Here is a 15,322-nt window from a genome sequence, read left to right as displayed (position 1 = left end):
CGGTGGGGCATGAGGGCCTTCTGATCGTTCCGTGTAGATGTCGCAATCCACACCGAACCCGGAAGGCCCTCACTCGTACAAGATCACCCCGCCGTGATCGCTGTCACCAACCTCCATGGACAGAACACCTAGCGCCCGCAGAACCAGTCGCTCCTTGTCAGGGTCCCGGTAGCCCACGAGAGCGGACTGCTCCCGAGGTGGGCTACCGCCGGGCCGGGAGAGGGGAAGGGATGACGGCTGCGGACTGATCCCGCCGGTACGCAAATATCCTGAAAGAGAAGTATCGCTCGCGGACGGTAGTGAAGGTCCATTCGTGGTGACCGTGCGAGGGTCGCCGTCGAAGGTAGCTTCACTGACGAGGCGGCGCACAGATGACGGCGGGGCTGGCTGTGGCGAGGGCGGCGGTGTGCTCGGCAGGGTGGTCAACGACGGAGCGGAAGGGGTTCGCGGTGCTGGCACACCGCTCGGGGTCCACGGGGGTGTCTGACGTGAGGCTGGGGCAGTCGGTGCGGGCCGCGCGGCCGGGCTCGCTTGCTCCCTTTGGTGCAGATGTTCGTCGAGCCGCCGGCGGTCCTCTTGGTCCTGCTGGCCGCTGGACGTGAGTGCAGTCTCGACGGCGGTGTCCACTAGACGCTCCTCCCAGACGTCTCGCCAACGGTGACCGACTCGGTGCCGTTGCCCGGGGAAGAGGGAGGCGATCGCCATCCCCGCGCCCACCTTGGTCCGCAGTGCCTCGGCGGATCGGAGGAAGACGGCGCCCTGCTCGCGAGTGATCTGCGCGTCGATAGGGAACTCGATCGGTTCATGCGGTCCGTCCGGTTCCAGACGGATTCGCAGATGGGGATGGAGCCGTACTTCCAGGCTCGCCAGCCAGTTCCAATCGGTGAAGGACTCTGCCAGCTCGGGCTCGTCCCGTACGAGAAGGTCTTGGAGCGCGACGACCGCGCGGCGGAAGTCGTCGGTGAGGGTGCTGTCCGGTACCGGTTCGTGAGCATCGACGACGTGTGCACCGAGGACGTCCAGCGGGGTGACCTTGAGTAGTCCGAACAGTGAGGCGAACTGCTGGACGTCGCCTCCAGGCGTCCAGAGTGGCAGCCGCTCCGCGAGGGCGCGTTCGACGCCCGGATGATCCACGGCGTACACAGGCTTGGTGCGCGTCCACCCGGCTGTTGTCCACAGGGGGAGCGGGCGCAGCTTGTTGCGCACGGCGAGCGGGACCTGTCCCTCGGTAGAAGCGAGCCAGTCCCGTAGGCAGCGCAGGGCGTTGAGCATCACCTGCTGATCCCGGGGTGCGGGAGCGTTGTCCTGCCGGGCGATCTCTTTCAGTACGTCGGCCAGGTCGTCGGCATCGGGTTCGCCGATACCGAGGAGTTGCCACAGGGGTTCGAGGCCAGGCTCGGTGAACGTGAAGGGGCGGAATCCGCGCAGAACGGCGGTACCGCTGAAGCACTCGTCCGAGGTTTTCCAGCCCTGGTCGGTCAGGACAAGCTCCTCCCCCATGAAGGCGTAGCGGATGTTCTTCTCCACCTCGGACCGCGGGGTCTCACCCGAGCGGTCGGCGAGACGTCGGGCGAGGGCCCGGTACACGAGCAGCGTCTCCGCCCGCAGGCCGTCGCCGATCTCGTCGCCTTCGCCTGTGCGCTCCCGCAGTTCGCGGAGCCGGTTCGCGAGCCGTGTAACGTCGGGATCACCGGAAACGCCGAGGAGCTTCAGGACGTCGGTACGGGTGGCCAGGGCCTGCTGAATGTCTCCCTGAAGGTAGCCGGGGTCGTCGTGACCGTAGATGGCCATGGCATCAGGCGTCCGTAGCTGAAGCGTGGCTGGGGGCCGCAGAACACCGGTGGCGTCCTCGAGCCAGGCCGTATCCCGCAGCTGCCAGACCCACAGGGCCGACGTCTCGCCCCGGACGAACCACTTGCGGTCCGCCCGGGCCATCGGCACCCGTGCATGGTCGGAACTCGTCAGTGGGCCCGCGAGCGTGCGCAGCAGTGCTGCCGTGCGCCGCCGACGCTCATCCACGCTTTCCTCGGCCACGATGTCGGCCACCACGGCGCGGAGATCGGGGCTGACAAGGTCGTCCAGCGTGTGGGTCGCTCCGTTCTCGGCCATCGCCTTCCGGCGGTCTGGGAGGTTCCACATGCACTGACGTGCCAGACCGGTCCGGGGGTCCGCCGCGTACTGCTTGAAGTACCCGGGATCGAACCGGTCACGCGGGACGGGTGACAGGCGAGGCGCGTCCGCGACGCCGAGGAGCCGGAGAAAGGCCGTTCTGCTCAGGCCGTTGCCCTGTGCGGTGGACAGGAGCGATCGCGCGTAGGAGCGGTGCACCCAGACGAGCCCCAAGGTCTTGCGGGCAGCGACGGCGAACCGGTCACGGTCGGCGCTCTCCAGCGCCGCCGGAAGATAGGCGGCGGCCGGATCCACCCTGCGGTGCTCTTCCTCGCCCTGGTCGTTGAACGTGAATCCGTTCAGCCGGACGGCCCGCCCGATCTTGGGTCCGAGGATGTTCCGGGCCTTCTTCGGCAGGTCGCCGAGGGCGCTTTGGAGGGAGATGAGGCGGGCGATCTCCTGTGGTTCGTCGGTGTCGGGCAGTCGTCCGCCCGACTCGCCGAGCCGGGCCACGATCCCAAGGACGCTTGAGATGTCGTCCCGCCGGATCAGCGATCCTCGACGCCGTAGCCAGTCCAGCATCCTCTTCGCGGCAGGTTCCTCGGCCCAGAAGGCGGGGTGCAGATCGTGCACGACGCCCAGGTGGTCCAGGGGTCCGGTCACGCTGCCCGGCCCTTCGGCGTACGCGTGCCTGCGGTCAGACGGATTCAGCGAACGTCTCTCGGCTGTAACGAGACACGGCCATTGCGCCAGCGTGAACTCCTGGCCGGTTTCGAGGACGACCGCGGCGAGCCGGATGGTTCGCTCGACCTCGCGGTCCTCGTCGCCGAAGAGGACGAGCGCGTCCGCGACCCGCACTTCGGGGCGCAGCTCGGCCGCCCCCGCCGCGCGCCAGTCCGCGAGGACGCGACGCCAGCGGCCGGCCCGGTCGCGGGCGGCGTAAGGAAAGGCGTAGGGGGCGCCGGACAGGCGAGTGACCTCGGTGTCGTCGATCACACCGGTCAGGGCGCTCTCTTCGACCGCGAACTCGGCCAGCGGCGCTGGGGGGCCGTCGTCGGACGCCGGCAGGACGAGGCTCACGGCGAGCGACTGCCGGGCGCGGGCCTGGAGCGTCGACCTGATCACGTCCTGCAGGTGGTGTGGCGGCGTAGCTCCGCCTGTCGGCGGGAGGGGGACGAGGTGCCAGGCGGCCGGATCCACGTGTCCGAGTACGTCACGGACGGCAGCCTCCCACAGGTCGGCGACCAGCGGCACGAGCTGCTGGTTCAGGCGGCTGCTCGCGAAGCCCTCTCGGCTGGCCACGGGGTCGAACTGAGTGTGGACGCGGGCGGCCATGTGGAGCGGTGCGACAGGCAGGCCGGCGTGGACGCTACCGTCGCCATCGACTCGCAGCGGGAGCGCCACTGCCACGGGAACCTCGTCCCCGAGGGCCTTGTGGTGACGTCTCCATTCAGGGTGCGGCGTGACCTGTGCTTCGTACACGCGCCAGACTGTTCCCTCGCTCGTCGTGGCGTGCCGCACGACCACACTGGTGTCCGTGCCGCCGACCTCCACCCTCGTGTGTGCGGCTTCCTCCCAGGACAGCCGCAGTACGGTGCTGTGTTCACCGCCTGTCACCTCGATGTGTTCGAGATGGCGCAGGAAGAGCAGGGAAGCGTCGCTCCAGCTCTCGAACCAGGCGAAGAGCTGTTCCGCAGGCAACTGTCCAGGTTCCAGGGGGATCCGGAAGACCGTCCACCCTGGCCCGGCGATCTCCTCCGGCAACTCGGGCCGAGCAACGGGTTCCAGAGTGAGACCGGCGTACCGCAGGTGGAAGGGGTGGCAGTGGACCTCCCAGGCCGGGGCCAGAGCCCTGAGCGTCGAAAGACCGATGCCGAAGCGACCGGTGCTCTGGGCGTCAGTAGTCTTGCCGGTGAGCCAGGGCATTCCCAGCAGCAGAATGTCGCGGAGGCGGACAGGGACACCATCGTGGGCGACCAGCAGGGCCTCGGGGCTCCACCAGAAGCGCAGTCGCCCGGCACCTGCGTCGTTGGCGTTCTGTACGAACTCGGAGAGCACCTGCAGGGAGTCGGAGGATAGCGATTCGGCACCCTGCTGCGCGCCCGCCGCCATGCTGCGAAAGACGCCCAACCCTCCGCGCAGTCCTTGGTCGAGGAGACGCACTGCGTCGGCGGCCTGCTCAACTCCCGAGACCTCCAACTCCGGGTCTGCATGCGGATTCTCCAGCAGCCTCCGTACCGCCGACGTGAGCTCTTCACTGTCCACGCTGGTATCTCTCCCCTTCGGTGCTGTGTTACGGACCGTAAGCTTCGCGGGTGCCGAGGCACCCACGATCACCAACCATCGTGATCAAGCCAGTCTCCGAGTGCCCGAACGAGGCGATGCAGCCCGCACCGTTATCTGCTTCCAAGCCTCGCTGTCCAGGTGGGAAGGCCAAGCTCACCTCAACGTGGTCCGTCGAAGTGGCGGAAACCTCGTGGCTGCCCGTGCCGACTGTCAGCGCCTGCTGCTAATGGGCATCTCCTTGACGGATCTACACGGGCCCGGCACGACGCGAGGCGACCAGAAGAGGGAACGTTCTGAGGCGGAAATGTGCACATCGGTTCGCCCGGCCCAGGACCGACGCAGTCGGCAAGAGGTGCCAACTCGACTACTGCAGCCCGCAGAGCCGCGGGGCGACGCTGCAGAAGAACCCAGCGCATACCAGGCAATCAGGAACCAGCGGGGGCCGGGTGGAGTACGTTGATGAGTTCTAACGAGCTCGCGCATAGTTGGCGGTGGGGTGTCGAGGACCTCGGTGGGTGGACGTCCTGCCTGTTGGGTCGAGGGGGAAGTCCGTGGTCTGGTGATGGGACAGCAGGGCGACGACGGCTCACGTTCGCGTGGCGGCCGGCTCGTTATCCGCGCTGCAGGTCGTCGCCGCGAGGTCCTCGGGCCCCTAGTCCACGGACTAGGGGCCCGAGGACCTCGCGGGGAACGCTCTTGAACCCACCATCGTCCGGCCCTCTGCTAGGACACCGCGCGCGCCAGGGGACCCGGGCTTCTCTCCTGCAGTATCACGCAGCACCAGTCCAGGACGTCTCAAATCTCGCAAAACAGATCATTTGTTCGATATCGCATCTGCTGTGGGACCCAGGCTGATCAACCGCCAGCCTCGTCCCCGCCGAGACGCGCGAGGCGTTGGCGCGGAACAGTCGAACCAGGCCGGCCCACCGATGAAAGCTCGCAATGTTGGGGACCCCCAGCCGACGAATGGAGGACCAACGAGGCTCCTGTGCACGTGGGTTGAGACCTCGAACACCCCCCTCAACGGCGCGGGAGCCCTGTGCGTTGCGGGTCCTGCCGCCTTCGCATGACAGCCCCGAACAATTGTGGGGACTCCACCACGTTCAAGGTCGCGCCCAGCCCCGGTAGGTCCGACCGGCCCGCTTGACGAGGTGGTCCCCAGTTGGTCCGCGGACCCGACGGGTATTCCATCCCGCGCTCAACACCAGCCACGGAGCTACTCCCGCCGCTGCCGCGGTGCGAAACCACCAGGTCACCAAGCCACGAGCGTTTCGAGCAGCCGTCCGACGCCCGCCCCGGGCAAGCTGCCGTCTACACGCGGATACCGCCCTTGCGCCGAACCTCGGCTCAGACGGCGGGCGTTCGCCATACTCTGGCGGCATGGCGAACCGTGACGGCGTCCGTATCGACCTCGACAGCATTTTCCATGAACTGGAGGCCAATGGCTTCGATGAGGTTCGGGTGGAGTTCGCTCCGGATGACGGTGGCGGTGCGGCGGCGGTTGTCGATGTGGTGCGTCAGGCGGTAGGCACGGCCAATGATGTAGCCAATCAGGTGGCGCCGGACTCCATCTGGGGGTCCTTGCTGACAGCAAGCCTCGCGGGTTTCTCTGTGAGGCTGGGGTCGATGGAGAGTGAGGAGGCGCTGGATGCCTGGCTGGCGGCCTTCCGCGGCCGGGTGCGGGCGGGCGGGCTGTCGGGTGAGCTGCGGGCCACGACGACCGTCCGTCTGCCGGCCTGGGATTCGCCTGATCCGATGATGACGGCATACATCGCGCTGGGTGCATTGTCCGCGCTGGACCGTGCCGGTATGTCGGGCTGGGCCGAGCGGGCGGTGCGCTGGGCGGCCGAGGCCGGAGGGGACGCCTACGTCGGCAGTTGCGGGATGAGTCAGCTCGACGCCACCAGCGAGGTAGCGGTGCACCTGGCGTCCATGCTGCACGTGGCTTCCTCCGGTGCGGTGCTGTACACGGACGCGCTCGCATCGCGGGCGGCAATGGCTGAGATCGGCTCGGACGGCCAGGCGATGTACCAGACCCATGACGCGTCCGCGCCCCTGGCGGCTCAGGCAGACCGGGCCCGCGCGGCGATCCTCGCCGAAGCGGAGTACGCGCACTACGCCTTCGTGGCGCCGACGCCGCGCCAGGCATACCTCTGGGATGCACGCGGCCGGGCCCTGCCGCCGCTGAGGGAAGAGATCCCGGCCTACGCACTGCGCATGCATGCGGACCTGTGGAACCGGTTCGTCCCCGACGCCCACTGCATGCAATTGCTCACCGACGAACACCTGGCCCAGGTCTCGGATCTCTCCCGGTGGACGGTGACGCACGTCACTGCCGGACGCACACTCGTCGAAGCACCGGATCTGGCCGAGTGGCTCCGCCCCGGCGGACCCTCGCCCTCGATCGTTGACCAGGCACGTGCCGACTTCGGCCGGGCTCTGGTGCCCGCCGACGATGTCCGATAACCGTTGGTCTCCGTACCGAACCATGACTTCCGCTGGTTGACCGTCTCCTCGGCACGCTGACAGACTTTCGAGTCTCGAACAATTGTGTGCGTAGTTCCTGGGGGGACTTGTGGCGCCCGTTCGTCGTTTAGTGAGCCTGCTCGCGACCACGGTGGCGGGAGCACTCTTAGCCACTTCGGGTCCCACGGGAACGGTGGCGTACGCGGATTCGCCACCGACGCCCACCGCAACGCGGGCGTCGACTTCTGCCCCCGCCACCTCGACGCCGAAGCCCTCAACACCCGGGGCGGCCTCGCCGACACCCTTCGCAGCGCAACCTCCAACAGCGTTGCCGACGACCCTACCGGCACGGGCGGCGACGACGCATCCGGCGACCACGAAGCCTTCGGCAGCCTCGCTTCAACTCCCGTCGGTGACCTACGCGAGCCCCACCGCGACGACGTCCTCGCCGCACGTCGTCACCGGCTCCCCGTCGCCCCATGTCCAGCCCAACGCCGATCCGCCTTGCCCGCCGAACAGCGATGATGCCTCGGTCCCGGATCCGGGCGGCAGTCGGTGCGTGGCCGGGACCCTGATGTCCACCCGGGGGAAACTAGGCTACGCATGGAGTCCGGCCACCAAGAGCTACACATCAGTACCCTGCGTCCGCGACCCGCGCGCACTGGTCCCGAACGCCGTCTACAAGAAGCCGGACTGCAAGCCGTTGCGTTTGCAGGGCGAGAACATCGCGCAGACGCGCGTCATCGCCCAGCTGAACGCGGCCGGAGTCTACGGCGACAGGTCGACGACGGGCATCACACCCAACATTCAGTGGGAGACGGTGATTCCCACCAGCGGTGGGCGGCCGGACCTTGTCCTGTACGACCACACCAGCACGACGGGTGTCGTCGGGCTGGTGGAGATGAAGGGTAACTGGAGCAGCCAGAACCCGGTGACCGAAGTTGCTGACTACGTCAGAGACTGGCCGCGCGCCGGCCACACCGTCGTCCCCTACCACTTCACGAAGCCCATCAGTGACAACTTCGAGGTCCAGTTGGATCCGGCGTGCAAGTGGGATCCGGCACAGCACTCCGCCTGGCTCTTCCACACCTACAGTGACCCGGCCAACGACGGCGTCATCCGCATCTCCAGGACGTTCCGGGAGTGCCCCGAGCGCCAGAAGCAAAGCGACGAGGACGAGAAGAAGCAGACCTATCAGGGGACCATCGGCGCCGACGCCGACCACAACGGCGTCGATGACTTCTGGGACTACATCCGGAAGCACCCGGAGCTATGGTTCCTGACCGGACCCGTGTGCGTTCCCGCGTTCCACGCGCTGCCCAAGCCGGTCCTCGTGTCGCTGAACCGGGACGCCATCATGGCGATCGAGGAGGCCGCGGAGGACGCCGCCACGGACGCCATCGACGCGGAATGGGCAGCACTCGTGGACAGCATGCCCGAGGTGGTGGCCGAAGCCTCGGCCGACATCCTGGCCGGTGATGCGGCAGCCCTGGGGTTGGACGCCGCGGAGCTGGCACTGGCGGAAGCGGCGCTCGACGCCGGATTCATCACCCTGAGCGCCGCGTTCCTGGTCCCGGTCATCGCGGCGGCGGTGCTCGTCGCGATCTGGGCGGTGATGCACTGGCACCTGTTCGGTGACCCGCACATGACGACCCTCGACGGGCTGGCCTACGATCTGCAGGACGCCGGAGAGTTCGAGGTGGTCCACGTTCCCAGTCTGGATCTGGATGTCCAGGCCAGGTTCCTGCCCCTGGGCGGATCCAGGACGTTCACCGTCGTGGACTCGGTGGCATTCTCGATCAACGGATCGTTCGTCGAGCTGCACCAGAGCGGTGATGCCTTCGTGAACGGCGTGCAGATCCCGGCCTCGCAGAAGCTGACGGACTTCGGCCAGGGCGCGGCGCTGGTCCGCAGCGGCAACAGGTTCGTGGCGACCTTCGGCGCGGCCAAGGCCCGGCTGGCGTTCAGTGACAGCAGCCTCGGTTTCGACATCGCCCCCGGTGTGCCGATGACCGGCCTGCTTGGCAACAACGACGGCATTCCGGGCAACGACCTGGTGTTGTCCGATGGCACCCCGGTCTCCTCACCCGCCGCTTCCGTGCTGGACGGTCCCTACGCGAACTCCTGGCGGCTGACGGACAACCAGTCCGACTTCACCTACGCCGATGGCAAGACCACAGCGTCCTACACAGATCTGACGTTCCCGTCGAACGTAGTGACCCTCGGCGACTTCGCGCAGTCCGACCAGGACCTCGCCCGCCAGGCGTGCAACGCCCAGGCGGTGCCCGCAGGTCCGCAGTTCGACGCCTGCATGCTCGATGTCGCCCAGACCGGCGACGCGAACTACGCCAAGGCTGCCGCGTCGGTCACCGACGTGCTCCAGGACTCGGCCGCGCACACGGTCGACGCCGGCGGCACCGTGACAGAGAACTTCGAAGCCGCGGTCGGCCCCAACTTCCGTCCCGACAGTATCGAGTCTATCGGCGGCACCAAGGCGGCCGGACCCGTGTTCGACGGCAGCGGGTACAGCTTCACCGTCCCGTCGCTGCCGAACCACTCCGGCGCCACGGTCGCGTTCGACGTCTACGCGGTCGGAATCACCAGCACCAATGCCCAGAACCAGACGCTGACGGTGAAGGTCGGCGACCCCGCGACCTCATCGGTAGTCGCGTTCACACCGACGACGGCGAGTGTGTCGTCGGGGCCTGCGACGATCAGCGCGCTGGGCCAGGGACAGACCGCCCAGGGAACGGCCTACCAGCGGTATCGGATCACCATGCCGACTCCGCAGTACAGCGACCAGCTGCGAGTGCAACTGACACTCTCGGGCTTCCGAGGCATCATCGGCACCAGCCTCGCCGTCGACAGCATCTCGGTGGGTGTCAGCCTCGTGCCGGCTCAGACGTTCTCCGCCGCGCTACCGCTGTCGGTCTCCTCCGGGACCGTCAACGGCACCGCCGTGGCGGGGGCCGGAACGCTGGAGAACACCGGATCCGCGGATGTGTACTCGTTCACCGTCCCGACCGGTGGCGAGCGCCTGAACCTCAACCTGGGCTCGTGCCCGGCCGCAGGCCAGTCGGCCGGCGTCCGCTGGACCCTTCAGACGTCTGCGGGCCGCACCGCCGCGTCAGGATATTGCGATGCGGCCGGACTCGGCCTCCTGGCGGCGGGGCAGTACACGCTGACCGTCCGCGGTCCGGGCGTCGTGGGGTCCTATTCGCTCAACCTGGAGGCCCCGCAGTCGTTCGCGGCGACGGTGCCGCTGTCGGTGACGGCCAACACCTTGAACGGAACCGCCACCACCGGAGCCGGCATGTTCGAGGACGGTGCTTCACAGGACGTCTACGCGTTCTCCGTCCCGGCAGGTGGCCTGCCGCTCGCGCTCAGCATGAGGTCGTGCCCGGTATCGGACAACTACTCCCCGAGCGCCTGGACCCTGCGCGACGCCGCGACGCAGTCCGTGGTCCGTTCCGGCTATGGCGGTTGCTCGTACGCGGACTTCGGCACCCTTCCGGCCGGCTCCTACCAACTGAGCGTCGTGGCCAATGGCGCGCCCGGTCCGTACACGCTCGACCTCCTGTCACCGCAGTCGTTCGCGGCGACCCTCCCGCTGTCGACGAGCGCGAACACGATGAACGGGGTCTCCGTACCTGGCGCAAGCACGTTCGAGACCGGCGCCTCCCAGGACGTCTACACGTTCACGGTGCCGGTTGACGGCCAGCCGCTGAACCTCGATGTCTCGGCGTGCCCGACGGCGAACTACTCGACGCCGCTGCACTGGAAACTGCTCAGCACGGCAACCGGCACAGTACTGGCCAACGGCGGCTGCTCGTACGTGAACCTGGGCCCGCTGGCGGTTGGCGGATACCAACTGGTGGTCAGCGCCGGCGGTGTGGCCGGCGGGTACGCGCTGAACCTTGAGGCGCCGCAGTCGTTCGCGGCGGCCTTCCCGCTGGCCGTGTCACCGGACTGGCTGGGCGGCGCGGCACCAGGCGCGGGCCGGTTCGAGACGATGGCGTCGCAGGACGTCTACACACTCACCGCGCCGTCCGACGGCTCGCCGGTGCTGCTGAATATCGCCTCGTGCCCCACCGTGAGCTACAGCACCTCGCTGACCTGGCGGCTCCTCGACAGCTCCGGAGCCGCGATAACCCACGGGCGGTGCGGCGCCTCAAGCCTCGGCGTCCTATCGGCCGGCAACTACCGGCTGGCCGTCGACTCGGGCGGCCTCGCCGGGACCTACAGCCTGTTCGCCACAGCCGGAGGCGGGGGGACGCCGGCGGCGACCCTGGACGGCACACCGGACGTGGTGACCACGACCGTCGCGGCCCAGTCGGTGGCCATCGGGTTCGTGAACCCGACGAGCCAGACCGTGGCGGTGACCGGTTCCTCAACGCTCACCTCCGGCGACTGCAACTACTCCTCGCTGACCTACTATCTGTACGACCACACCGGCGCGGAGGTGACACACGGCGGCCTCCAGTGCGGCAGCGCGGGGATGCTCTACTCGCCGGCTCTGCCCGCCGGGTCATACACGGTGCTCATCGTCCCGCCCGCCCCGGTGACGGGGAAGCTGGGCGTGCAGATCTTCGGAGCGTCCACGTCGGCGGTGACAGCGACCCTGGACGGCAAGCCCGCGTCCGTGACGACCACTGCCGCCTCCCAGTCGGTGATGGTCAGCATCAACAATCCGACCAGCCGGGCGGTGACGATCACCGGCTCCTCGGCGATCGACACGGGTGACTGCAACTACAACTCGGTCAAGTTCTACCTGTACGACCACGCGGGTACCCAGGTGAAGAGCGGGAGCCTGAGCTGCGACACGTCCGGCGTGCTGTACTCGCCGACGCTGGCAGCGGGGTCCTACACGATGCTGATCGCCCCGCCGGGGCCCGTGACGGGCACCTACGGCGTCCAGTTCTTCGGCGCCGGCGCGTCGATGGCGACCCCCGACCTGGACGGCACTCCCGCGTCGGTGACGACGACCGCCGCCGCGCAGTCGGTCGCGTTCGGGTTCACCGTTCCGGCGAACCAAGCGGTCACGATCACCGGTTCATCCGTGATCACCGGCGACTGCCACTACTCGTCGGTGAAGTTCTACCTCTACGACCACTCCGGCGCAGAGCTGAACAACGCAAGCCTCAGCTGCGGCACCTCCGGGGCGCTGTTCGGCAGAGCCTTGGAAGCCGGGTCCTACATGGTGCTCGCGATTCCTCCGGGTCCGGTGACCGGCACCTACGGCGTCCAGGTCTTCGGCGCGAACATCCCGGCCGTAGCCACGTTGGACGGCACCCCGAAGGCAGCGACCACCACACATGCCTCGCAGTCGGCTGCGGTCCGGTTCACCGTCCCGAGCAGCCAGGCGGTGACGATCACCGGCTCGTCCGTGATCACCGGCGACTGCGCCTACTCGTCGGTGAAATTCTACCTCTACGACAGTTCCGGTACCCAGGTGAAGAACCAGAGTGTCAACTGCAACACGGCGAACGTCTTGTTCGGTGCGACGCTGGCGGCGGGGTCCTACACGGTCCTCGCGGTTCCTCCAGGTCCGGTGACCGGCACCTATGCGGTCCAGGTCTTCGGGGCGACGGCGCCGGCGACGGCCGCGTTGAACGGCACACCGAAGGCGGTGACCACCACGACAACCTCCCGGTCGGTGGGGATCGGGTTCACCGTCCCGTCGAGCCAGGCCGTGACGATAACGGGCTTCTCTACGATAGCCACGGGCGACTGCGCCTACGCGTCGGTGAGGTACTACTTGTACGACACCTCGGGTACTCAGGTGAACAACGGGAGCCTGAGTTGTGGGAGCGCGGGCGTGCTGTACTCGCCGACGCTCGCCGCCGGCGTCTACACCATGGTGATCGTGCCTCCGAGCGCGCAGACCGGTACCTTCGGCGTTCAGGTCTTCGGCGCCGGCGCGGCATCGGCGACGGCGGCCCTGAACGGCACACCCGCATCGTCCACCGCCACGATCGCCTCGCAGTCCGTGACGATCGGCTTCACGGTCCCGGCAGCCGAAGCCGTCACGATCACCGGCTCGTCGGCTATCACCGGTGGCGACTGCGGGTATACATCCGTGCACTACTACCTGTACAACCACTCCGGTGAGCAGCTGAAGAACATCAGCCTCAGCTGCGGCAGCGCGGGCTCGCTCTTCACCGCGACCCTCCCCGCAGGGTCCTACACGGTGCTGATCGTCCCGCCCGGCCCGGTGACCGGGAAGTACAGCGCTCAGGTCTTCGCGGCGGGTACGTCTTCCGCCACAGCCACGATGAACGGTGCGCAGGCGACCGCGAAGACGACCGTCGCCGCGCAGGCCGTGTCGATCGGCTTCACGAACTCCACCGCGCAGAACGTGGCGCTCACGGGTTCCTCGACGATCACCGGCGGCACCTGCGGCTACACGTCCGTGTACTTCTACCTGTACGACCACACAGGTACCCAACTCAAGAGCGGGAGCCTCAGCTGTGCAAGCAGCGGATCGCTGTACACGATGTCAGCGTTGCCGACGGGGTCCTACACGGTGCTGATCGTGCCGACCGGCCTCGTGTACGGCACGCTCGGATTGCGAGTGGCGAAAGCCTGAACCGACGGCTGATCGGGTCGGGTCCGCCGTCAGGGGTGGCCCGGCCCGATTTTTCGTCGGTGCGCCGCAGAATACTGGCTTCGCCAGGACGACAGAGTTGTCCTGCACCCCTTGACGCCCCGCCAAGGGATCCCCGCAGCTCAGCACTCGCTGAGTGCCGTGGTGAGAGCAGGATGAGTCCAGATTTCTCGCTCTTCGTAGCTGTTCGCTGAATAATGGGAACACCAGATCCATTCTCGGCTTGGGAAGCGATCATCATGCGCTCCGCAGCCCGTCGCGGGCACACCTACCGACGGTGCGGCTGTCGCGACCAGCACGGCAAGCAACTCGGGGCCCGCTGCCCCCAGCTCGATGCTGAACCCGGCCACGGCAGCTGGACCTTCTCCCTCGACCTCCGCTCCCCCGATCACCGACGCCAGGTACTGCGCCGAGGCGGCTTCCCCGACCAGGAAGCCGCCCGAGCTGCCCTGCACCGAATGCTCGAAGGCCAGGCCGCCGGCTTCACCGCCGACCCCAACGAAACCGTCGCCGACTACCTCACCGCATGGCTTGAGGACAAGCAGCTCGTCCTCAAGCCCACCACCTACGTCCGCTACCGCGATTACGTCGCCCACGACCTGATCCCAGCCCTGGGACAGGTGAAACTCGACGACCTCGCCTACTCCCACATCGCCGCGTTCGTCCACGCCCAACTCGACGCCGGACGGGGCAAGGTGACCGTCCACCGCTGCCTCGCCACACTCTCCAGCGCCCTGGGCGAAGCCGTCCGCCACCACCGCCTCCCCAGCAACCCGGCCCGCCCCACCGTCATCCCCCGCCCCGCCGCAGCCGAACGTCACATCTGGACCGTCTCAGACGCCGTCCACTTCCTGCACTCCTGCCGCACCGCGGATCCCGCCTTCGCGGACTTCATCGAAGTCCTGATCGGCTCCGGCCTGCGCAAAGGCGAAGCCCTCGCTCTGCACTGGGACGACATCCACCTCGACGAACGTGTCCTCTATGTCCGCTACACGCTCTCCGCAGTCGACAACAACCGCCTCGTCATCACCGCACCCAAGACTCGCAGCAGCAAAGACTGGGTTGCCATCTCCCGACGCGTCGCCGACGCCCTGCAACACCGCGCTTACGACAAAGGTTATGCAGCCACTCGCGCGCCGCACGGCGGCTTCGTGTTCCACCGCCCCGACGGCCAACCCCTCCACCCGCAATACGCCCTGAACCACTTCCACGACCTCTGCCGCGCATTCGGCGCGCCCCGCACCACACTCCACGACCTGCGCCACCTCGCCGCGACCATCTCCATCAACGCCGGCGTGCCCCTGACCGTCGTCTCCAAGACGCTGCGCCACTCAACGCTCTCCACCACCGCCAACATCTACAGCCACCTCACCGCCCCCGCAGCCCTCGACGCCGTCAACACCATCGACCGCACCCTCACCACAGCAAGCGACGCCCCCCCAGGGCCACCGCCGACCATCGATCTCACCAGCCGACCACACACCCCGCAGCCACAATCAACTCACCATCGCCAACACCCCGCTGCAGGACGCCGCATGACCCCACGACGCCGGCGACCCCGGAGGCCGGCACTCACCACCGATATCACCCCGCCCTCACCGGACCCCAAAACGCGGAAAAGGCCGTCTTCGCATGTCTGCGAAAACGGCCTCCGACCTGCGAAAACGCTGGTCGGGACGACAGGATTTGAACCTGCGACCCCTTGACCCCCAGTCAAGTGCGCTACCAAGCTGCGCCACGTCCCGGTGCTCGGTCGTTCTGGGGTTGTTTCCCCGGGCTGACCGCGCATGAGAACAATACCGCACTTGGGGCGGTGTCTGCTCACGCCTTTGGGTCGGCGGGGCGATCTTGGTG

4 protein-coding genes and 1 tRNA gene are annotated in these 15,322 nt (G+C 67.8%); 3 read left to right on the top strand and 2 right to left on the bottom strand.

Annotated elements, in window-relative coordinates; translation table 11 throughout:
• Positions 1-69: 69 nt before the first annotated feature.
• Positions 70-4,374, bottom strand: a complete 4,305-nt coding sequence (locus G3I60_RS41410) for a sacsin N-terminal ATP-binding-like domain-containing protein (protein WP_164608472.1) — start codon at positions 4,372-4,374, stop codon at positions 70-72.
• A 1,401-nt stretch (positions 4,375-5,775) separates the two neighbouring features.
• Between G3I60_RS41410 and G3I60_RS41405 the strand changes: the two genes are divergently transcribed.
• The 3 genes from G3I60_RS41405 to G3I60_RS41395 all read left to right on the top strand — a co-directional run bounded on the left by G3I60_RS41405 (position 5,776) and on the right by G3I60_RS41395 (position 15,174).
• Positions 5,776-6,861 (top strand): hypothetical protein, encoded by a 1,086-nt coding sequence (locus tag G3I60_RS41405; protein WP_164295488.1) that lies wholly within the window; start codon positions 5,776-5,778, stop codon positions 6,859-6,861.
• 412 nt (positions 6,862-7,273) lie between these two features.
• Positions 7,274-13,450 (top strand): VWD domain-containing protein, encoded by a 6,177-nt coding sequence (locus tag G3I60_RS41400; protein ID WP_164295489.1) that lies wholly within the window; start codon positions 7,274-7,276, stop codon positions 13,448-13,450.
• Positions 13,451-13,926: 476 nt separating this feature from the next.
• A complete protein-coding gene (locus G3I60_RS41395) occupies positions 13,927-15,174 on the top strand; it encodes a site-specific integrase (RefSeq protein ID WP_164295490.1) in 1,248 nt (415 codons plus the stop codon).
• Here the strand turns inward: G3I60_RS41395 and G3I60_RS41390 are convergent.
• Positions 15,137-15,213, bottom strand: a tRNA-Pro gene (locus G3I60_RS41390). The two genes, G3I60_RS41395 and G3I60_RS41390, sit on opposite strands and share 38 nt — an antisense overlap.
• Positions 15,214-15,322 lie beyond the last annotated feature (109 nt).

This window comes from Streptomyces sp. SID13666 (assembly GCF_010548325.1).
Lineage (GTDB): Bacteria > Actinomycetota > Actinomycetes > Streptomycetales > Streptomycetaceae > Actinacidiphila > Actinacidiphila fildesensis.
The sequence above is the reverse complement of the archived record's forward strand: the minus strand, read 5'-3'. Positions and strand labels throughout refer to the sequence as shown.